Here is a 22978-nt window from a genome sequence, read left to right on the forward strand (position 1 = left end):
TATGGCACAACACACAGTAACCACCATTTGGAAAGAAAACATGCAGTTTGAAACCGACAACCCTAGTGGACATAAGGTTTTAATTGATACATCTAAAGATAACGGAGGTAACAATTCTGGTTTAGCTCCTAAAGCAATGATGCTATCTTCACTTGCTGGATGTTCAGGTTTAGATGTGGTTTCTTTATTAAAAAAGATGAGAATAATTGTTGATGATTTTAAAATGGATGCTACTGGAGAACTTACTGAGGAACACCCAAAATATTACCATACTGTTACATTAAACTATCATTTTACTGGTACTAACTTAGATGAAGATAAAATTACTAAAGCGGTTAATTTATCTGTTGAAAAATATTGCGGGGTAATGGAAATGTTTAGAAAATTCGCTAAAATTAATATATCTATTCATTTTCATAAAAAATAAAACAAATGCGTTGGACTTTAAAATCAAAACCAAATATTGAAGTTATTCATAAACTATCCTTAGACCTAGGTATTGATAAAGTTTTATCTAAATTATTAGTTCAACGAGGTGTTACTACTTTTGATGAAGCTAAGTGTTTTTTTAGGCCTTCGTTAGATAATTTACACAATCCATATCTTATGAAGGATATGGATTTAGCAGTTGCAAGGATAAAGAAAGCTATTGAAAATAACGAGAATATTTTGGTTTATGGAGATTATGATGTTGATGGTACAACAGCAGTTTCACTCATGTCATCATATTTAAAAGAAGAATATGAAAATGTAGCAACCTATATTCCGGATAGATACAAAGAAGGTTATGGTGTTTCATTTCAAGGAATTGATTTTGCACACGATAACGGGTTTTCTTTAATTATTGCATTAGATTGTGGTATCAAGGCCATAGATAAAGTAGCTTATGCTTCAACAAAAGAAATTGATTTTATTATCTGTGACCATCACAAACCGGGAAAAGAAATTCCTAAGGCTACTGCAATTCTTAACCCAAAAAGAGAAGACTGTAAATATCCTTATAAAGAACTATGTGGATGTGGAGTTGGCTTCAAGTTAATTCAAGCGCTTGGAGAAAAAAACAACAAAACTATAGAAGATTTTATTCCTTATTTAGATTTGGTAGCTACTGCCATAGCCGCCGACATAGTTCCTATTACTGGTGAGAATAGAATACTTACTTATTTTGGATTAGAAGTAATTAATACGAGTCCAAGAAATGGAATTAAAGCTATTATTCATCAAACGAATAAAAAGGAACTCACCATAACAGATGTTGTTTTTACAATAGCGCCAAGAATTAATGCCGCTGGCAGAATGAAACATGGTAATTTTGCTGTAGATTTATTAACCCAATTTGATTTTGATTCTGCAATTAAAGTAGCTTCTACTATTGAAAAATTTAATGCTGACAGAAAAGAATTAGATGCTAAAATAACTCAAGAAGCTCTTTTACAAATTGAAGAAAATAACGAACAAGATAAATTCACATCAGTTGTTTATAACGAAACATGGCATAAAGGTGTTATAGGTATTGTTGCTTCAAGGCTAATTGAAACTTATTATAGACCAACTTTGGTTTTTACAAAAAGTGGAGATAAACTAGCCGCCTCTGCAAGATCTGTAAAAGGTTTTGACGTTTATAATGCTTTAGAAGAATGTTCAGAATTTATTGAACAGTTTGGGGGACATAAGTATGCTGCCGGATTAACTTTACTTCCTGAACAATATGAGAATTTTAAAAATAAATTTGAAGATGTAGTTTCTAGAACGATACAAAAAGAATTATTAACTCCTGAAATTAGTATTGATGCTGAATTGGAATTATCAGAAATTACAACGAAGTTTTATCGCGTTTTAAAACAAATGGGACCTTTCGGGCCACAAAACATGAAACCTGTATTCTTATCACCTAGTGTTAGAGACAATGGTTATGGTAAACAAGTTGGAGCGGATAAAAGTCATTTAAAACTTAATATCATATACGGAGCAGACAAGAAAACATATGGGGCTATTGGTTTTGGTCTTGGCAATAAGATAGAAAAAGTGAAAAATAACTTCGATATCGTCTATAATTTAGATGAAAATACTTGGAATGGTAATACTTCAATTCAATTAGTTTTAAAAGATTTAAAATAATTTATTTAGAATAGTTCTAAATTACATATATTTGCTTCATATAAATTTGATTATGGAAAGCATTTATAGAATATATGATAATAAAATAGGTATCTCTTTTAGATGGAAGAATGTAAAATCAAATCTTACTCAAATAATTTTCAGAGATACCGGTTTTCATTTAACTACGAAAGAAATTGAGTTTTTTTTAGATAAATTATGTGAAGCAAAAATGCAAGGTACTTGCGAAAATTGCGAAATGGCAGGTGGATGCAAATCTCTTTTACTACAAACACCATCAAACAAAGTAAGCATGGCTGTATCATTATTAGAACTTGCCGAAATTGAAGATTTATTAAGAGGCACTTTATTTCAAATACAAATGGATAATTATTTGAAAAATCTTTGTAAAAACTAAAACAACTTCAATAAAACAGGTTATTTGTTTTCTTTAATTAAATATAGATAAACAGGATAATGGTCACTATATCCTCCTGTATATTTTCCATAAGAAAAACTTCTAAAAGGATACCCTTTATACCTTCCTTTTTTCTCTGTTAAAAAACGTTTATTAAAGATTGCTGATTTAAACATTTTGTATGAAGAATAGTCATTACTATCCTTATTTAATAAGGGAAATGTTATCATAATTTGGTCAAATAAATTAATATTATCTCTATAACCTAGCGTACTAAAGCCTCTTCGAAACATTTCTTCAAAAGGATTATAAATTTCCCCTTCAGAAACATTTGACTTTCTTGACTTCGTTTTTAAAACATTCTTAAAACTAGAATTTATAGGATCATCATTAAAATCTCCCATTATCAAAATTTTAGGGTTTTTCTCAGTTTCTTTAATTTTATTAATAATTTGTGATACTTTATACGCTGCTTTTTCCCTCTTAACACTACTTTTCGCTTCACCTCCTCTTCTTGAAGGCCAATGATTAACTATTAGATGAATTAATTCATCATCTAAATAACCAGAAACTAATAAAATATCTCTAGTATAAACCTTCCTATTATTTACATATATATTAGGGTTGAAAACCTCAAAATGAATTGGTTTAAAAAAACGTTGTTGGTATAACAATGCCACATCAATCCCTCTTTTATCTGGTGAATCAAAATGTATAATACTATATTTCCTCTTTTTAAGCGACTTCCCATTAACTAAATCTTCTAAAACTTTTCTGTTTTCAACCTCGGAAACACCTAGAATTACAGGACTTGTATTTGTTTTTTCTTTTCCTATTTGACTAATAACTTTTCCTAACTTATCTATTTTATCCCAATACACTTTTTCACGATTACCTCTAAGTTCCATAATAGGACTAGCCTCATCATTTTTTTCTACATCATTTATTGTATCGAACAGGTTTTCTAAATTATAAAACCCCACTGTTCGTATTTTAAACTCTCTATGTCTTTTCTGTGAAAAACAATGTACTAAAGTGAATATTAGCACAAAAGCTAAAGCTTTTTTTTTCATCTTTTTTTTCAACAAATCTAGCAAAACAATTCAAAAACAACACCTTACAAACCCAAGTAATATTTTTTTTGTACTTTCACTTCACTTTTTATTGCTGAAAAGAATTAATTAAATTGTTAAAATTGTATGAAAAAGAATAAAGCCACCATTTATATGGTGATGTTGCTTTGCATTAATATGGGTGCACAAAATATTTTAAAAGGTACTATTATTAATGGAGACACAGAAAAACCACTTCAAAACGTTTTTATTAGTATAAAGCAGATAGGTGTAAATACACTTACTGATATAAACGGAAATTTTAAAATTCACAACATAGCCAATGGAAAACACTTCCTTGCAATTTCTTTAAAAGGATATGAATCTCAAAATTTCCCTATTCAACTATCAGGTAAAACAATAAACCTAGGCATAATTATGATGTATGAAGATATAACAGAAAACATAGGTTTTAGTACTATTACAATTACAGATGATGAATTAAATGATGATACCAATTATGCTGATAATATTTCAGGATTATTACAATTTTCAAAAGATTCTTATTTACGAACTGCTGCTTTTGAATGGTCTTCTTCATTTTTTAAAATACGTGGTTTAGGGTCTGAAAATAACAAGGTTTTAATTAATGGTTTTGAAATGAATAAACTTTTTAATGGAAGGCCACAATGGAGTAATTGGGGAGGGTTAAATGATGTTTTACGCAACCAAGAATTTAGCATAGGGCTTACCCCTTCTAATTACATCTTTGGAGGAGTACTTGGCTCTACCAATATTAACACAAGAGCTTCAGAATATAAAAAAGGAACAAGTATTTCATACGCCTCTTCAAATAGAAGTTATTCACATAGAATAATGGCTACCTACTCCATTCCTTTATCTAAAAAAGGCTGGGCTATTACAGTTTCTGCTAGTAAAAGATATTCAAACGAAGGATATATTAATGGAACATCCTACAATGCGTATTCAGTATTTACTTCAATTGAAAAATTAATTAACGAAAAACATAGCTTGAATTTATCAGCTATTTATGCACAAAATAGCAGAGGGAAATCAGCAGCAAACACAGAACAAGTATACAACATCAAAGGCTTAAAATACAATCCATACTGGGGGTATCAAAATGGGAAAATCAGAAATTCTAGAATAAAAAGAATTAATGAACCAATTATAATGTTAAATCACTATTGGACTCTAACTAATCGCTCAACCTTAAATACTGGAATTGCATATCAATTTGGTGAAATTGGTAATAGTCGAATTGATTTTAACGGAGGTAATGACCCAGACCCTACATATTATAGAAAATTACCAAATTGGTTTTTAAGCAATCCTATCTGGATAGATTACAAAAATGCATACAAAGCCCTCACTAACTTCCAAAATGACGGTCAACTAAACTGGACACACCTTTACGTAGCAAATGAAAAGAGTGGCGATAATGGTAGGTTTGCTTTATATGAAGACCGAAACGATAATAAACAGTTTACTTTTAATACAATTTTAAATACTGAATTAACAGAAAATATAATTTTAACTGGAAAGCTAGAATACAAGAAATTAAAATCTGAAAATTTTGCATACATTAAAGATTTATTTGGAGCTACAGGATATTTAGATATTAATAAGTTTGGAGATCCTTCAAAGGATGAATATCAAAACAATTTATTAACTCCAAATAGAATTGTAAAAGTAGGTGATCGATTTAAATATAATTATCTGCTAAACTCTGAGACCTTTGATGGTTTTGCTCAACTACAACTCAATTATAAAAAGAGTAATTACCATATTGCAGCTTCTTTTAACAATACAACTTATCAAAGAGAAGGATTATACAAAAACGGAATCTATCCTGGAAATTTACCTGACCCAAACATCCCTAATTCTTTAGGAAAATCTAAAAAACTATCGTTCTTTAACTACGGAATCAAAGGAGGCATAACTTATAAAATAACTGGACGCCATTTATTAAACTTAAATGCTGGATACATTACCAAGACACCTACTATTCAAAACTCTTTAGTCAATTCAAGATCTAACAACTTAACTGTATCTGACATTAGCACTTTAAATAATAAAAAGATAATGTCTTTGGATATAAATTATACAGCAAGAGTTCCTTTTATAACCTCAAAAATATCAGGATACTACACTGGCATAAAAGACGACAGTAATATTGCCTTTTATTATGCTGGAAGCACGAATCTTTTTATTCAAGAAATCACAACTGGAATCAATAAAAAACATCTAGGAGCAGAATTAGCTATTGACGTTGAATTATCCTCTTCTTTTAAATTAAAAACTGCAGCTAATATTGGACATTACACCTATAACAACAATCCAAATATTGTACTAACATCAGAAATAAGTTCTGATTCTAAACAGGCAGGATTTGACAAGAGAGGGTTTAAAAATTATGGAAAAACTACTCTCAAAAACTATAGAATTCCGTCAGGCCCACAAAGTGCATATTCCTTTGGGTTTGAATATAGAGATCCAGAGTATTGGTTTATTAGTGTAACTGGAAATTATTTGGATAATTCATTTATTAATATTTCAAACATAAAAAGAACCGAATCCTTTGCATTTGACAATGGAAAACTTTTTCCACAATTTGACCCCACTGAAGCAGAAAAATTACTTAAACAACAAAAATTAGATGCCTATTTCACACTGAACGCTATAGGAGGAAAAACATGGAGGATTAGTAAAAAAAAATACATTGGATTTTTTGCTAGTATCAGTAATATACTAAACCAAGTATATAAAACTGGTGGATACGAACAAGGTAGAACTTCTAGTTACCAATTAGTAAAAAATGATCAAGTTAATAGTACTCCTAACTTTGGTAATAAATATTGGTACGGTAGAGGAACTACTTATTTCTTAAATATAAATTATAGATTTTAAAAAAATGAAAAAGATATTAACCCAAACAATATTACTTTTTAGTAGTATTTTCTTTTCCTGTGAACAGAATGAAGATTTTTCAACCCCCATAACAGGAGTTGATAAAGAGTATTCAAACCTAAAATCTTTGAATGAAATTTCAAAATTATTTAAGGGAGTTGCTATAAAGTTTGACAACGATATTACAACATATGGCTATGTAATTTCGAATGATAGAGAAGGTAATTTCTTTAAAAAAATTATTATACAAGATGAACCCGAAAACCCAACGATTGGAGTTGAAATTAGAATTGATGATACCAACCTAAACACAAAATACAACTTAGGTAGAAAAGTTTACATTAAACTCAATGGATTAACTTTGGGAAAACACCTAACTACTTTTCAAATTGGTATTAAAGGTAGAAATAGCATAAATAGAATAGGTCTACATGAATACTCTAATTTTATTGATAGATCATCGGAAATAGCAGAACTAACACCTACAATAGTAACTATTGATAACCTAACTGATAATCATATAAACACTCTTATAAAAATTAACAAGTTACAACCAGAAATAAAAGACCAAACCTATGGCAACCCTACTAGTACTGATACCGAAAACAGATACTTTAATAACTGTGAAACCTTTGAAACTATTATTATGAAAACTAGTGGTTTTGCAAACTTTAAAACAGTATCAATTCCTAATAAAAATGGCTCAATTACAGCTGTTCTAAACAAACTTGAAAACGATTATACATTATCTATAAGAGATACAAAAGATGTTCATTTAACTGAAGAGTATGGTTGCAATAGTACTCTTATAAAAAAAAATCTAATTGATATTAGATCCTTATTTACAGGGAACGAAACAAGAATTTCTGAAAACTCAAAAATAAAAGTAGTTATTACTTCTGATTTTATTCATAAGAACATCACTAATAAAAAAGCTTTTGCTCAAGATTTAACAGCTGGTATAGCATTAAACTTCAATACTACTTATGATTTAAATTTAGGAGATGAAATTGAGATTGCAGTTGGAGGATTAAAGCTTAATAAGCATGAAGGTTTGTTGCAATTAAACCTAAAATCTTCAAATATAATTAGTATCAAAAAAGGAGTAATCCCTACACCAGAAAAAATCACTATTGAACAGGCATTAACTGGTAATTACGAAAGTAAACTTGTAGAAATTCATAAAATCCAGTTTAAAAACATCACAAAAACATATGTAGGATTAAACACTCTAACTTCTAATTGTATTAATAGTTTACCATCATACGTTAACACCGAAGCTACATTTGCCACTAATTATGTAAGTACTAAAAAGGGGAAAATCATTGGTATAATGTCAAATTTCAATGGCCCTCGGATTCACCTAAGAAAAGTTACTGATATAAATTTCACTGAAAACTATGATTGTGGAACGAGTAGTACTGATAACGATTTATTTTTTTCCGAATATGTAGAAGGATCAAGTAATAATAAATATATAGAAATATACAATGGTACTGGTAATACCATCAATTTGTCAAATTACCAAATTTGGGGTTCTTCTAATGGTGGAGGATGGAAAACTGCCAGGCAACTTCAATTGTCAGGAAATTTAATGACTGGTAAAGTTTATGTTATTTCAACAAATAAATCTACTTCTGAAATCACTGATAATTCAGATTTATCGCTACCCTATGAAAGTCCTGTTCATCATAATGGAAATGATGCTATTGCTTTAGCTAAAAGAAACGACAAGGGTATATTTAAAATTATCGACCTTATTGGTGATCCAGATAATAATCCTGGCATTGCTTGGAGTGTTGCAGGAGTTACTAAAGGTACAAAAGACCATACTTTAATTAGAAAAACAACAATAACAAAAGGAAATACTAATTGGGATTCAAGCGCTGGAACTAACACTTTAAATTCTGAATGGGAGGTAAAGGATAAGGATGACTTTACATCGATAGGAAAGAGATAACTATTCATTTTATATATTACACGACCTTAAGTTTTAAAACTTGAAGTTTTTTATAGATATTTATCATGTAAAAAATAGTTTATGTTTTCTAATACTAGAATAACTAAGGCATTTAAAAATGCCAAGAAATTAAAATTATCTGAGCAATCTAAATACATATTATTTTCTGATTGTCATAGAGGTGATAATAGTTTTGCAGATGATTTTTCTCATAACAGAAAAATTTATCATTACGCATTATCTCATTACTTAAAAGAAAACTTTACTTACATTGAGTTGGGTGATGGAGATGAGTTATGGGAAAATAAATTTGATGCTATTTTTAATGCTAATAAAGATGTTTACTTATTATTAAAGCGTTTTCATGAAGATAAAAGACTACATTTTATCTGGGGGAACCATGATATGGAATACAGAAATCCTAAAAATATAGTAAAGAATTTACATTATTACTATGATACAACTGATGATAAAGAAAAAGAACTCATGATTGGAGCTTCATTCTCTGAAGCAATTAGGCTTGAAACAGAAAATAACCGATCTATATTTCTTCTTCATGGGCATCAAGCTGATTGGTTTAACTATAGTTTTTGGAAATTAAGTCGTTTTTTAGTCCGTTTTTTATGGAGGCCTCTACAAGTCATTGGAGTAAAAGACCCTACTAGTCCAGCCCAAAATCACAGAGAACTTATAAAAGTAGAAAAAAGGTTAGAAAAATGGATTAAAAAAAATGACAATCAAATGATTGTTACTGGTCATACCCACCGTCCAAGATTCCCTTCTATTAATGAATTGCCTCACTTTAACGATGGTAGCTGTGTTCATCCTAGATGTATTACTGGTTTAGAAATTGAAAACAACTTAATTACTCTTATAAAATGGCATGTTCAAACTAATAACGATGGTATAATGCAAATAAATAAAACTGTTTTAGAAGGTCCAGAAATGTTAAGTAAACATTTGTAAAAACTTTTTAAAGAAAAATCATTTAACACAGATTTAACATTATATTTACATTAGTATTGATTACTTATAACGACCAATGTTGCTAAACAATATAAAAGTTAATGAACGTTAAATTATTATTTACCTTTTTTAGTGCTCTTACATTATTAAGTATAGAAGCTCAAGAAAAAAACTCCCCAAAATTCGGAAATGGTCTTTTTAACCTTGTTGGACAAGATAGTACTTGGAGTATGAAAGTTGGAGCTCGAATGCAATTCTTAACCATTGCTAAATGGAATTCTTCATCAAACGGATTATCTAAACCATCTTCTTCTTTTTTAGTAAGACGAGCTCGTTTAAAATTTAATGGCTTTGCTTTTTCTCCTAAATTAAAATATAAAATGGAACTAGGACTTACTAATAATGATATTGGTGGTGCCTCTGAACATACAAATAACGCTCCTAGATATATTCTTGACGCCGTCGTAAAATGGAATTTCTATAAAAATTTCGAATTATGGATTGGTCAAACAAAACTTCCAGGAAACATAGAGCGTGTAATTTCATCAGCAAATTTACAGTTAGTAGACAGGTCTTTATTGAATGTAAGGTTTAATATTGATAGGGATATGGGGTTTCAATTAAGACATCATTTTAAATTATCTGACAGCTTTATTATAAAAGAAGTTTTATCAATTTCTCAGGGAGAAGGTAGAAACATTACAACAGGTAATTTAGGCGGTTATCAATATACTAGTAGAATAGAACTACTCCCTTTTGGTTCATTTACTAGTTTAGAAGATGATAAAGGAAGAGATTTAATAAAAGAGAAAACTCCTAAATTAGTTTTAGGTGCTACCTATGATTTTAATAATGATGCTGTAAAAACTCAAAGTAATTTGGGTGCTTATATGAAAAATGATATCGGGTTTTATAAAACAAATATTTCTACAATTTTTATAGATGCTATGTTTAAATATAAAGGAATTTCTTTTATGGGAGAATATGCTTTTAGAGATGCAAAAAATCCTCTCGCAAAAAATTCTGACGGAACATTAACAGGTGATAAAGTACAAATAGGTAGTGGACTGAATTTACATGGAAGTTATTTATTTTCTAAAAACTGGGAAATTTCTGGACGGTTTACAACCATAAATTTAGATGAAAAGATAACACAAATAACCCAAGAAAACCAGTATACACTTGGACTTTCTAAATATATTGCAGGTCATAAATTAAAAGTACAAACTGATATTAGCTATTTAGATGTTATTGGAAAAACAAATGAATTAATGTATAGATTACAATTAGATATTCACTTTTAAAAAAATAACATAAACCTAACACAAACACCTCTTAGTGTTTGTAGATTTGCAAATCTTAAATAAAAATGAAAAAATGGGGGATCCATATATTTTAATGTTGGTCGCTTTAGCGGTTTTAGCTGTTGTAGATTTAATAGTTGGAGTTAGTAACGATGCTGTTAACTTCTTAAACTCTGCAATTGGTTCAAAGGCAATTAAAGTTAGAAATATAATGATAATTGCTAGTATAGGTGTCTTTTTTGGAGCCATAACTTCTAGTGGTATGATGGAAGTAGCACGTAAAGGGATATTCAATCCTAGTATGTTCATGTTTCAAGATATCATGATTATTTTTATGGCTGTGATGATTACAGATATACTTTTATTAGATATCTTTAATTCGCTTGGAATGCCAACCTCTACTACAGTTTCTATTGTATTTGAATTATTAGGTGCTGCAGTTTGTATTTCTTTAATTAAAATATCTGCAAATGACTCACAATCAATTTCAGACATTTGGAATTATATTAATCATAAAAAAGCGATTGAAATTATTAAAGGGATATTACTATCCGTCGTCGTAGCTTTTTCAGTCGGAGCAATTGTCCAGTTTTTCTCTAGACTAATTTATTCCTTCAACTTTGAAAAAAGAGCAAACTATATAAATGCTTTATTTGGAGGTTTTGCTATTACTGCTATTACTTATTTTATTATTATAAAAGGAATGAAAGGAACTCCTTTTTATAAAGACATTAAACATCTAATTGAAGGAAACACTTTTTTAATTATTACAGGAAGTTTTTTAGTTTGGAGTTTAATTTCTCAAGCTTTAATTAGCTTCTTTAAAATAAATGTTTTAAAATTAATTATTGGAGTAGGTACCTTTTCTTTAGCAATGGCTTTTTCAGGAAATGATTTAGTAAACTTTGTTGGAGTACCAATTGCCGCATGGAATTCTTATCAAGAATGGCAAATTTCAGGACTTGCTCCTGATGCCTTTTCAATGGGAGTTTTAGCTAAAAAAGTGCCTTCTAATGTCTGGTTATTATTATTAGCCGGAGGAATTATGGTAGTTACTTTATGGACTTCAAGTAAAGCTCAAAATGTAATTAAAACAGGAATTGACTTGTCAAGACAAGGTGAAGGTCATGAAAAATTCCAACCTAATCCAATGTCTAGAATAGTTGTAAGAATTGCTATGGGAATCAATGCTGGTATTAGCGCTGTTGTTCCTAAAAAAACGTTGACTTATGTAGATACTAAATTTCAAAAACCTGTAATAGAACTTCCAAAAGATAAAACGTATGAAATGCCTGCTTTTGATTTAGTAAGAGCATCAGTTAACTTAATAGTAGCTGGAATTTTAATATCAATTGCTACTTCTATGAAATTACCTTTATCAACAACATATGTAACTTTTATGGTAGCTATGGGTACTTCTTTAGCAGATAGAGCTTGGGGACGTGAAAGTGCTGTATATAGAGTTGCTGGTGTAATTAATGTTGTTGGAGGTTGGTTTTTAACTGCCATAACTGCATTTGTTGCCGCTGCATTAGTTGCTTATTTAATTAGTTGGGATTTAGTTATGATTCCTGTTTTATTATTAGTCGTAGCACTTTTAATAGGAAGAAATACTATGTCTCACAGAAAGAAAGCAAAAGAAGAGAAAAAACAAGTACATATGGAACGTGCTGAATTAATTACTATTAATGGAGTAATTGAAGAAAGTTCTGACCACATTGCTGGAGTTGCTAATAGAATTAATAAACTATATTCAAGTGTTGTTAACGACCTTGCTAATCATGATTTAATTAAATTACGTAAAACAGATAAACATGTTACGAAATTAAATGATGAAATTGATAGTTTAAAAGATGGAGTGTTTTATTTCATTAAATCATTAGATGACACCTCTGTACAAGCTAGTAAGTTTTATATTTTAATTTTAGGATATTTACAGGATGTTGCTCAATCTATTAGCTATATATCTAGAGCTACTTATAAACACGTAAATAACAATCATAAAAACCTTAAGAAAGGTCAATTAAAAGATTTAAAAACAATAGATAATACATTATCTGGATTATTGGAGGATATTAGTTCAACATTTCAGAATAGGAGCTTTGATAATTTAGAGCATATAATTAATGAAAAAAGAGAGTTATTAAAAGAAGTATCGGCTTCAATTGAAAAACAAGTAGATCGCATTAGAACAGATGAAACAAGTCCTAAGAATACAACTTTATACTTTAGTATTCTAATTGAGACGCAAGATTTAGTTTCTGGACTTATGAGCTTATTACAAACTTATGAAGAGTTTTATGTAAGTACAAAGAGCGTTAATTAAATATAAAATATTTACATTTACCAATATAAAAACCTTGAGGCTAAAATCTCAAGGTTTTTTTGTAAAAAAGAAAACATTATGAAAAAGAAAGTCTTAATTATTATTTCACTATTTAGTTTTTTAATTTGTTTTTCACAAAAAAAGAAATCATCAAAAATAGGAAACGCTTCTATTGAAGAACTTAAAATGGTACGTTATGAGAATGATTCAACAGCTAATGCAATTGTTTTATATGAACATGCTAACCATTACCTAGATGAAAAAAGAGATTATAATAGAACTACTGATTATTATTTTAGAATTAAAATATTAAAAAAAGCTGGTTTTAATAAAGCAACCATAAGAATTCCAAGTTATGGTAAAGAAAAAGTACATCATATTAAAGGAATAACTTACAATTTAAATCAAGGTGATAGAATTAAGAAAACACATTTAATTAGTAAAAATATTTTCACAAAAAAACTCAACGAAAAGTGGAAGGAAATAACCTTTACAATGCCTGCTTTAAAAGTAGGAAGTATTATTGAATATGTGTACTCCGTAACCACTCCATACTCACAAATGGATGATTGGTTATTTCAATCAGATATTCCTAAAGTAAAAAGTGATTTTACAGCTTCTATTTTAGGTAACTGGAAATATAATATTAGAGTAATCGGTTTTTTACCATTAACTACAAATCAATTTAATGTTGATAAAAACTGCGTATACATTCCTGCTATGGGTAAAGGAGCTTGTGCCTTATTAGCATATGGAATAGAAAATATTCCTGCCTTTAAAGAAGAAAAACATATGCTAAGTGCAAAAAATTTTAAATCTAGATTAGTTTTTGATTTAGAATCATACAGGCATCCAAGTCAAGGAATAGAAAAATACACCAAAACATGGAGAGATGCAGACAAAAGATTAAAAAATAATTTTTTAGACAAACAAACTTCGAAGAAAAATTATTTTAAAAAACAATTACCATCTACTATTTTTAATAGTACTTCAGAGTTAAATAAGGCAAAAGCTATTTTTAGTTTTATTAAAAATCATTACACATGGAATGGTGATTATTGGCCTTCAGCTAAAGTGAGAATCAAAAAAGCTTTTACGAATAAATTTGGTAATATTTTTGACATTAACTTGTCTTTATATAATTCTTTAAAAGCCGCTGAAATAGAAACTTATTTAATTCTAACTTCTACAAGGGATAGAGCAATGCCAACGAAATTGCATCCTGTTATAAATGAGTTTAATTATTTATTGGTGAAAATTGTAATTGATAACAAGGAGTATTATTTAGATGCTTCAAAAAAACAATTGCCTTTTGGTTTAGTTCAGTTTCAAGCTTTAAACGGTGACGGAAGGCTTTTAAACTTCAAAAAAGGGAGTGTTTGGGAACCAATAAAGCTTAATAACAAAGCTTTTAAAACAATTAAAGTAAAACTAAACCTTAGTGAAGAAGAGACTACTGCAAGCATAAAAATAAGTACTAAAAGTTATTATGCTGTAAATAAGAGAGCGCGTATACAATCAAAAAGTGAAGATGAATATATTGAATCATTTGAGTCAAACTATCCATTTTTAGAAGTAGACACGTTTAAAGTTGAAAATTTAAATCAAGTTGCTAAAAACTTAAATGAAACGTACACTGTTACTTTAGAAGACGTATATAGAGATGGTGTTTTTTACATTAATCCTTTTTTAATAACTCAACATACTAGAAATCCATTTAAATTAAAAAAACGTGATTATCCAGTAGATTTTGGTTACCCAAGTGAAAATACTTATATTTTTTCAATGCAAATTCCAGAAGGATATAAGTTGAAAAAAGAATTAAATAATAAAACAGTAATACTCCCCAATAATGGTGGTAAATACTTAATTACAACTAAGGTTTATAACACAACTATGACTTTATTTTGTAAAATTAGCATAAACAAAAGTGTATATACTAGCCAAGAATACCATGCTTTGAAAGAGTTCTTCAATCATATTATAAAATCGCAAGACGTTATTTTAGAAATGGTTAAAGAATAGCATTTTTTAGAATAAAATATCGCCTAAAAATTATTTTTAGGCGACTTTTTAATCATTCCTGTTTATAATATGGAGTTTTTGCTACACTTTTTGAAATCGAAAACTTTGTACTCTTTCTTCAAAGTTAAATTGATCAACAGGTAAAACAACATTTTCAAAAAGCGCTAATAAATCATCTGAATGTTTTTCAGATGAAAGTTTTAACAAATTAAAGTACACAAACGAACTCCATAGTATTGCTTTTAACTCAGTTTTGGTTTCATTCCACATTCTTATCTCAACCAATAAATTTTTATTCCCATATTTAATTAATTGTGAATCAATTGTAACAGTTTCCATTAAAGTAGCTGGTTTTAAATAAGCTATTTGATGAGATCCAACAACCCAACTTTTACCAGTTTCTTTTCCATGTTTATAAATATCTAAATTATAGTTAGCTATTAATTGATCTTCTCTAGCATTAATAAGATAATTAAAATAAGCACCATTATTTAAATGATTGAATGGATCACAATCTTGAAATCTAATTTTCGTTTTACTTTCTAATACTTTAGTTAAATTCATAATGTTTATTTTTAAATATACCAATCGGTATATTTTTGGTTAAAAAAATAGTTATAGCTTTAAATCTTGGTTTATAATTAATTTCATAGTTTCTGACACATCAATAAGGTAACTCTCATCTTTCATTATATGCGACATATATACTGCACCTTCAATCATATAAAAAAAACGTTTTGCTAATACTAAACTATTAATAGATTTTTTTATCTCATTTGCGTGCTTTGCTGTATCTATTAAAAGAGAAAATTGATTTAAAATTTTATGATTATAAAAACGCACTAAATCAGCAATACCAGTATTTTGGTTATTAGAGTCTACTCCTATATTTAAAATTGGACATCCACCAAATTCTTTATTATATTGATAATATGTTTCGTAAAAAGATGCAATCCGTAATAGTTTATCTATAGGTCTTTTACCTAAAGAAACCTCTTTGTTTAAATCTTTCAAAACTCTCCTTACAGAATAACGAAAGGCATCAATTGCCAGCTCTTCTTTATTTTGAAAATGCCCATAAATAGCTCCCTTAGTTAATCCTGTAGCTTCAGTTATTTTAGATAAACTCATTGCTGAATATCCATTTTTATTGAAAATAGGAGCTACAGTTTCTATAATAAATGCTTTGGTTTTTTCTGATTTAGACACTCAATTGAAAATTTATGAAGTAAAGATAGTAAAAATAAACCAATCGGTATATTTTTATATTTCAAGTATATTTATTGACAATTTTTACAAACGCCTATTAAAAGAATTTTAGTTTCTTCTATTATAAAATCATTAGAAGTCGGTGCTCTCATTTCTATTTCAACGCATGACAATTCTCCACATTTTTTGCATTGCCTGTGTACATGATTATCATTATGACTTTCTTTAGAACAAGTAGAGTGACATGTTGCATAATAAGTATTCGCATCTTTTCCTATAACAGAATGTACTTCACCTTGTTCTTCTAGCCTAGCTAATACTCTATAAATTGTAGTTTTATTAAACCTATTTTTAAAATACTCTACCAATTCCACAGCACTTACTGCTCCATTTTTATCAATAACATAAGATTTAATTGCTTGTAAGGAAACGGTATTTCTCATTTGAATAAATTAATTTGTTAAAACTACCAATAATAATCAAACAAAAATAACAAATCTATCGCTCTTTTAAAAAACTCAATTGTAGAATGAATTTAAAACTTGTTTAATAGAAAAAGGTGTCAAAAATTGACACCTACTTTCTAAACAATAAAAAATTTGATTAACCCCAAACCCGAGGCTAGTTAATCTATAGGTAATCAGCCTATTTTTAATAATTCTTTATTTAAATCAATTGCATAAACAACAAATAAATGCAACATAGTTGCAAATATAAGACAGAAGAATGGTTTTAGTGTTAAAAAAATGTTAAAGCATAAAAAAAACTGCCTTTTCAGACAGTTTTTAAAAATCATATAAAATCTATATGTCTATGCCTCAAAAGGCTCTATAGAAACATAAGATCTATTATCTCTTTTCTTTTGAAATTTCACAACTCCATCTACTCTAGCATGTAATGTATGGTCTTTTCCCATATATACATTTTCACCTGGATTGTGTTGAGTTCCTCTTTGACGAACAATAATATTACCTGCTATAGCAGCTTGTCCTCCAAAAATCTTTACTCCTAATCGTTTCGATTCTGATTCACGACCATTCTTCGAACTACCGACACCTTTTTTATGAGCCATCTTTGTAAGTTTTTAAAGTTATTATTTACTTAATGCTTCAATTAATTCAGCTTTCTTTAAAGAAGTATATCCTGTGATACCTTTATCTTTAGCTAAAGCTTTTAATTCTGCTACAGTTTTAGAACTTAAATCATTTGATTCTTCCTTAACTTCTACCTTAGGAGCTTCTTTTTTAGCAGCTGCCTTCTTAACACCAGAAGCAGAAATTCCTTCAATTTGAATTTCAGTTAAATACTGTCTGTGTCCATTTTTCTTCTTGTAACCTTTTCTTCTTTTTTTCTTGAAAACGATTACTTTATCACCTTTTAAGTGACCTAGAATTTTTGCAGTTACTCCTGCACCTTCTATAGCTGGGGCGCCAATAGTTACATTTCCTTTGTCTTCAACAAGCATTACTTTATCAAAAGTTACTTTTGATCCTTCTGCTTCTTGTAAACGGTGAACGTAAACTTTTTGGTCTTTTGCTACTTTAAATTGTTGCCCTGCTATCTCTACGATTGCGTACATACTTTTTGTTTTGCGTTTATACATTATAGCACTTTCTTAACGAAAATGCGGGTGCAAATATACAGTTTTTATAACAACAAACAATCTACAACTCAGAAAATTAATTCTAATTTAATTAAAAATGTATTATTTTTCAACTTTTAATGTAACAAAACAAATACTTTCACGTCACATAGGGCAAATCAATTAAAAATTAAACAATTTATCAATGAGGAAAAATATTATAACTCTTGTAACTGTTTTGTTTGTTGGCTTATCAGCTAATGCACAAAAGGTTGAATTTGAAGAGTACGATTTAAGCAACGGATTACATGTTATTTTACATCAAGACAATTCAGCTCCAGTAATAGCTTTAGAAGTTTTGTATAACGTTGGTTCAAAGGATGAAGTTGATGGAAAAACAGGAATGGCACATTTCTATGAGCACTTATTATTTACAGGAACTCAAAATATTCCTCGAGGAAAATGGAGTGAAATTCAATCTTCAAGAGGAGGTAGTGGAAATGCAACAACCAACTGGGATAGAACAAACTATTATGAAACGTTTCCTTCTAACGAGTTAAAACTAGCTTTATGGATGGAATCAGAAAGGTTATTACATCCTATTGTAGATCAAAAAGCTGTTGACACACAAAATGAAGTTGTAAAAGAAGAAAAAAGACAACGAATGGACAATGCTCCGTATGGTAAAATTCAATACGGAATGGTGTATAAGCATTTGTTTGACAAACATAACTATGGTAGACCTTTAATTGGTTTTATTAAAGATCTAGACAATGCTAAATTAGAAGAGTTTAAAGCTTTTTATGACAAATGGTATATGCCAAACAATGCTGTTTTAGTTTTAGCTGGAGATTTTCAAAAGAAAGAAGCTAAATCTTTAATAAAAAGTTATTTCGGAACAATTCCTTCAAGAACTCTACCTAAAAGAGTTAAAATAATTGAACCAGAAAGAACTAAAGAAAAAAGAGTTACTGAATACGATTCTAACATTCAATTACCTGCTGTTGTTTTAATGCATAAAACTCCTTCTATGAGAGATAGGGAAGCTAAAGTTTTAGATGTTATTTCAACAATTTTAAGTGATGGTAAAAGCTCAAGGCTTCAGAAAAAATTGGTAGAAAACAAAAAGAAAGCTTTAGCCGTTTTCTCTTTTGGTAGAGCAATGGTTGATTATAGTGTTTATACAATTGGTGCAATTCCTTTAGGTAAAAATTCTTTAGATGATTTAATTAAGGAAATGGATGAAGAAATTTTAAAATTACAAACTGAACTAATTTCTGATGAAGATTTACAAAAAGTAAGAAACAAATTTGAAAACCGTTTTGTATCATCTAATTCAAGTGTACAAGGTATTGCTTCTTCTTTAGCTAGCAACTATATGTTAATGGGAGATACGCATAGAATTAATAATGAATTAGAAATCATTAATTCTATTACAAAAGAAGAAATTAGAGCAGTAGCTAAAAAATATTTAGCAAAAAGCAGACGTGTTGTAATTGACTACTTACCTACATCTAAAAAGAAATAATCAAATTAAAATAAGAAAAATGAAGACAAAGATATATTCAATTATCACATTTTTATTCTTATCAATGAGTATTTCTGCTCAAATTGATAGAACAAAAATGCCAGAATCTGGACCAGCTCCAAAGATAAACTTAGGTAAGCCAAAGAAATTCACTTTAAAGAATGGTTTACAGGTTTTAGTTGTTGAGAATCATAAACTACCTAGAGTTTCTGTAACATTAGACATTGACAACCCACCTATGGCTCATGGAAGCAAAGCTGGTGTTGAAGGTTTTGTTGGTGGCATGTTAGGTACTGGTACTACTAATATGTCAAAAGAAAATTTTGATAAAAAAGTAGATTATTTAGGGGCTAGAATTTCTTTTGGTTCGGAGAGTGCTTTTGCAAGTTCTTTATCAAAATATTTTCCTGAAGTTTTAAAATTAATGGCTGATGCTGCTTTTAACCCAGTTTTTACACAAGAGGAGTTTGACAAACAAATGAAACAATCTCTTGATGGTATTAAATCTAATGACAAGAGTGTTACTGCAATAGCAGGTAGAGTTGAAAGATTGCTTACTTATGGTAAAAGTCATCCTTATGGAGAATTTACTTCAGAAGAAACACTTAAAAATATAAAATTACAAGATGTTAAAAGTTTATATTCTAAAGTATTTAAACCAAACAATGCTTATTTAGTTGTAATTGGTGATGTTGATTTTCGTTCAATAAAAAAACAAATTACTTCATTATTTGGTAAATGGAAAAAAGGAGAAATGGCTTTTAAAAGCTTACCTGAAGTTAAAAATGTAGAAACTACAGAAATTAATTTCATCAACATGCCAAACGCTGTACAATCAGAAGTAGCAATAGTTAATACTGTTGATTTAAAAATGGGTGATAAAGATTTTTATGCTGCTTTATTAGCTAACCAAATTCTTGGTGGTGGTGGTACTGGTAGACTATACAAGAACCTTAGAGAAGACAAAGGGTACACTTATGGTGCATACTCTCGTATTGGAGCTAGTAGATATGCTAGCAGATTTAAAGCTTCAGCTTCTGTTAGGAATATGGTTACTGATAGTGCTATTGTTGAAACTATGAAAGAAATCAATAAGATTCGTTATCAAAAAGCTACTCAAAAAGAACTAGATATTGCAAAAGCTAAATACTTAGGTAATTTTGTAAAAGCTGTTGAAAGACCGAGTACAGTTGCTAACTATGCATTAAATATTTTACAAAATAATTTATCTAAAGATTATTATAAAAACTATTTAACCAACATAAATGCAGTAACTCTTGATGATGTTCAAAAAGCTGCTATTAAATATTTTAAAGCAAATAAAGCTAGAATTGTAATTACAGGTAAAGGGATAGATGTTTTAAAGAATCTTGAAAAAGGAGATTACAAAATAAACTATTTTGATAAAAATGGAAACCCAACAACTAAACCTGCAATGAGCTTACCTATACCTAGTGGAGTTAGTACTTCTACAGTAATAGATAATTATTATAAAGCAATTGGAGGTAAAGATAAAATAGCAACGGTAAAAACTTTAAAATTAAGTTCAGATGCTACAGTTCAAGGGATGAAATTAAATTTAGTTCAAAAAACAGCAGCACCTAATAAATCATTAACATTAGTTTCAATGATGGGTAATACTATGCAAAAAATTGTTTTTGATGGTACGAAAGGATACCAGGAAGCTCGTGGACAAAGAAAAGAGTTATCAGGTGAAAGCTTAGACGAAGTTAAAAACACCTCTGCTCCTTTTTCAGATGAAGCATACAGAAACGGGAAATTAGATAGAATTGAACCTATTGACGGGAAAAATGCTTACGTTATTAAATCTGGTAAGAGTGAAATATTTTATGATATGAAAACTGGTTTTAAACTTAAAGAGGTTAAAACTGTAAAAGGACCTCAAGGGGAAATGAAAGTCCCTGTACTTTACTCAGATTATAAAGAGGTAAATGGAATAAAATTCCCTCATAAAATGATTCAAACCATGGGACCTATGAAAATGGAATTCATTACCAAAGAAGTAAAAATAAATGAAGGTGTTTCTGACGCTGATTTTAAATAAAATTACTTAAATAAAAATAACATAAAGAGTCAAAGTAATACAATACTTTGGCTCTTTTATTTTTTCTTATTCACTAAATACACTCCAAATAAAATAACAATACCAGCTAAAAGCTGAATTAAACTTAACTCTTCATTATCAATAATACCCCAAACAACTGCAACTATTGGTATTAAGTAAGTTACAGATGTTGAAAATATAGGAGATGAGATTTGAATAAGTCTATTAAATATTATTTTAGCTACACCTGTTCCAACTATTGCTAAAATAAAAATATACATTAAAGCGGGTTTCGTTTCAGTATTTAGTTCAAACGATGTAAAAAAACCAGAAAAAACGAGCACTAAAAATGCTGGAATAATTATTAAAATAAAATTCCCAGTAGTTATTGCCAAAGCATCTAAATCTTGTAAATACTTTTTTATAATATTTACATTAAAGGCATATCCAAATGAAGATAAAACTGGTAATAAAGCATACCAATAGTTTTGATCCGGATTTAAAGTTGCTCCTTTTACAATTAAAGTAACCGTACCTATAAGACCAATTAGGATACCTAATAATTGATTTTTCCTAAACGAAAAACTAAAAAAAACTGCTCCAACCCATAATGCATTAAATGGTGTTATTGAATTTAAAATCGATGCTATAGAACTGTCAATCCCAAAAATTGCATATGCATACAAAAACGAAGGAAAAAAAGTACCCAATAAAGCACTTAGCAAAACCCATTTCCACTGGTTCTTTTCAATAGTTTTTAATGTATTAAACCCTATTAAAATCAAAAAAAACGCCGTAATTACTATACGTAAAGCACCCAATTGAATGGGTGTTAGCCCTATTAATGCTTTTTTCATTAAAATAAATGAACTTCCCCATATAAGAGAAAGTAACAATAAATACAACCATTTTTGTTTTTGGTTCCCCATTTTGAATCAATTTATACACAAAAATCGACTTTTATACGCATAAAAATGAATTTATTAATAAATTTGCAGTATAATCCTATAATTAAAAACAATGAAAATTCAAAAAATAATATTTGTATTTGCTTTAATTAGTTTTTTAGCTGTTAGCTGTAAAAATGAAGCAAAAAAAGACAATTCTAATAAAAAAGAAGAAATAGCAAAAAAAGTTGAGGAAGCTAGTTTTAATATTTCTGGTATGACATGTGAAATTGGTTGCGCTAAAACAATCGCCTCTAAGTTATCAAAAAAAGAAGGTGTTATTAACGCTGAAGTTATTTTTAATGATAGTACCGCTGTTGTAAAGTATGATGCTGCTAAAACAAATAAAAAAGACTTAATTGCTTTTATTGATGGTATTGCTGATGGTAATACTTATAAAACATCTGAAGCAGGAGTTAAAGAAGCTTGCAAGAAAGATTGTAAAAAAGACTGTACTGAGAAAAACGAGACAGCAAAAAAAGCTTGTATGACTGATTGTAAAAAAGAATGTTGCGATAAAGCATAATTAACCTTTTTCAACTTAAAATAAAACCTCGAAAAATTAATT

Annotated in this window: 19 protein-coding genes; 12 read left to right on the plus strand and 7 right to left on the minus strand. The window is 29.0% G+C overall.

Going from position 1 to position 22978, the window contains the following annotated elements; translation table 11 throughout:
* Position 1 precedes the first annotated feature (1 nt).
* Genes BLV71_RS03745 through BLV71_RS03755 form a run of 3 tightly spaced genes read left to right on the plus strand, consistent with a single transcriptional unit; the run spans position 2 to position 2515 of the window.
* Positions 2–427: an OsmC family protein gene (locus tag BLV71_RS03745; protein ID WP_093869256.1), complete on the plus strand. Its 426-nt coding sequence runs from the start codon at positions 2–4 to the stop codon at positions 425–427.
* 5 nt (positions 428–432) lie between these two features.
* The gene (recJ, locus tag BLV71_RS03750) at positions 433–2118 is read left to right on the plus strand and encodes a single-stranded-DNA-specific exonuclease RecJ (protein WP_093869257.1); all 1686 of its coding nucleotides are present in this window, start codon (positions 433–435) and stop codon (positions 2116–2118) included.
* 52 nt (positions 2119–2170) lie between these two features.
* Positions 2171–2515: a hypothetical protein gene (locus BLV71_RS03755; protein ID WP_093869258.1), complete on the plus strand. Its 345-nt coding sequence runs from the start codon at positions 2171–2173 to the stop codon at positions 2513–2515.
* A 20-nt stretch (positions 2516–2535) separates the two neighbouring features.
* Here BLV71_RS03755 and BLV71_RS03760 read toward each other — a convergent pair whose 3' ends face one another.
* A complete protein-coding gene (locus tag BLV71_RS03760; RefSeq protein ID WP_093869259.1) occupies positions 2536–3588 on the minus strand; it encodes an endonuclease/exonuclease/phosphatase family protein in 1053 nt (350 codons plus the stop codon).
* A 126-nt stretch (positions 3589–3714) separates the two neighbouring features.
* Here BLV71_RS03760 and BLV71_RS03765 point away from each other — a divergent pair, with 126 nt between their 5' ends.
* The 6 genes from BLV71_RS03765 to BLV71_RS03790 all read left to right on the plus strand — a co-directional run bounded on the left by BLV71_RS03765 (position 3715) and on the right by BLV71_RS03790 (position 15079).
* On the plus strand, positions 3715–6498 hold the full coding sequence (locus tag BLV71_RS03765) for a carboxypeptidase-like regulatory domain-containing protein (protein WP_255405105.1): 2784 nt from the start codon (positions 3715–3717) through the stop codon (positions 6496–6498).
* A 4-nt stretch (positions 6499–6502) separates the two neighbouring features.
* Positions 6503–8458: a DUF5689 domain-containing protein gene (locus BLV71_RS03770; protein ID WP_093869261.1), complete on the plus strand. Its 1956-nt coding sequence runs from the start codon at positions 6503–6505 to the stop codon at positions 8456–8458.
* 81 nt (positions 8459–8539) lie between these two features.
* Positions 8540–9424 (plus strand): metallophosphoesterase, encoded by an 885-nt coding sequence (locus tag BLV71_RS03775; protein WP_093869262.1) that lies wholly within the window; start codon positions 8540–8542, stop codon positions 9422–9424.
* A gap of 101 nt (positions 9425–9525) precedes the next feature.
* Positions 9526–10728 carry a porin gene (locus tag BLV71_RS03780; RefSeq protein WP_093869263.1) on the plus strand — a complete coding sequence of 401 codons (1203 nt, stop codon included), beginning with the start codon at positions 9526–9528 and terminating at the stop codon, positions 10726–10728.
* 73 nt (positions 10729–10801) lie between these two features.
* A complete protein-coding gene (locus tag BLV71_RS03785; RefSeq protein WP_093869264.1) occupies positions 10802–13054 on the plus strand; it encodes an inorganic phosphate transporter in 2253 nt (750 codons plus the stop codon).
* Between the two features lie 78 nt (positions 13055–13132).
* Positions 13133–15079, plus strand: a complete 1947-nt coding sequence (locus BLV71_RS03790) for a DUF3857 domain-containing protein (RefSeq protein ID WP_093869265.1) — start codon at positions 13133–13135, stop codon at positions 15077–15079.
* A gap of 81 nt (positions 15080–15160) precedes the next feature.
* Here the strand turns inward: BLV71_RS03790 and BLV71_RS03795 are convergent, their stop codons facing one another.
* The 5 genes from BLV71_RS03795 to rplU form a co-directional block, all read right to left on the minus strand.
* Positions 15161–15643: an acyl-CoA thioesterase gene (locus tag BLV71_RS03795; RefSeq protein ID WP_093869266.1), complete on the minus strand. Its 483-nt coding sequence runs from the start codon at positions 15641–15643 to the stop codon at positions 15161–15163.
* Between the two features lie 51 nt (positions 15644–15694).
* Positions 15695–16288: a TetR/AcrR family transcriptional regulator gene (locus BLV71_RS03800; RefSeq protein ID WP_233487133.1), complete on the minus strand. Its 594-nt coding sequence runs from the start codon at positions 16286–16288 to the stop codon at positions 15695–15697.
* 71 nt (positions 16289–16359) lie between these two features.
* Positions 16360–16731 (minus strand): Fur family transcriptional regulator, encoded by a 372-nt coding sequence (locus BLV71_RS03805; protein WP_093869267.1) that lies wholly within the window; start codon positions 16729–16731, stop codon positions 16360–16362.
* Between the two features lie 368 nt (positions 16732–17099).
* On the minus strand, positions 17100–17360 hold the full coding sequence (rpmA, locus tag BLV71_RS03810; RefSeq protein ID WP_093869268.1) for a 50S ribosomal protein L27: 261 nt from the start codon (positions 17358–17360) through the stop codon (positions 17100–17102).
* Between the two features lie 21 nt (positions 17361–17381).
* Positions 17382–17867: a 50S ribosomal protein L21 gene (gene rplU, locus BLV71_RS03815; RefSeq protein ID WP_093871948.1), complete on the minus strand. Its 486-nt coding sequence runs from the start codon at positions 17865–17867 to the stop codon at positions 17382–17384.
* Between the two features lie 208 nt (positions 17868–18075).
* Here rplU and BLV71_RS03820 point away from each other — a divergent pair, with 208 nt between their 5' ends.
* Both BLV71_RS03820 and BLV71_RS03825 read left to right on the plus strand, forming a co-directional pair.
* Positions 18076–19398 carry a M16 family metallopeptidase gene (locus BLV71_RS03820; RefSeq protein ID WP_093869269.1) on the plus strand — a complete coding sequence of 441 codons (1323 nt, stop codon included), beginning with the start codon at positions 18076–18078 and terminating at the stop codon, positions 19396–19398.
* A gap of 19 nt (positions 19399–19417) precedes the next feature.
* On the plus strand, positions 19418–21463 hold the full coding sequence (locus BLV71_RS03825) for an insulinase family protein (protein ID WP_093871949.1): 2046 nt from the start codon (positions 19418–19420) through the stop codon (positions 21461–21463).
* Between the two features lie 56 nt (positions 21464–21519).
* On the opposite strand, the gene BLV71_RS03830 is transcribed toward BLV71_RS03825, so the two are convergent.
* Positions 21520–22392, minus strand: coding sequence for a DMT family transporter (locus BLV71_RS03830; RefSeq protein WP_093869270.1), 873 nt, complete (start codon positions 22390–22392; stop codon positions 21520–21522).
* Between the two features lie 91 nt (positions 22393–22483).
* Between BLV71_RS03830 and BLV71_RS03835 the strand changes: the two genes are divergently transcribed.
* The gene (locus tag BLV71_RS03835) at positions 22484–22936 is read left to right on the plus strand and encodes a cation transporter (RefSeq protein WP_093869271.1); all 453 of its coding nucleotides are present in this window, start codon (positions 22484–22486) and stop codon (positions 22934–22936) included.
* The last annotated feature ends 42 nt before the right edge of the window (positions 22937–22978 follow it).

The organism is Tenacibaculum sp. MAR_2010_89 (genome assembly GCF_900105985.1).
In the GTDB taxonomy this organism is placed as follows: Bacteria; Bacteroidota; Bacteroidia; order Flavobacteriales; family Flavobacteriaceae; genus Polaribacter; species Polaribacter halocynthiae.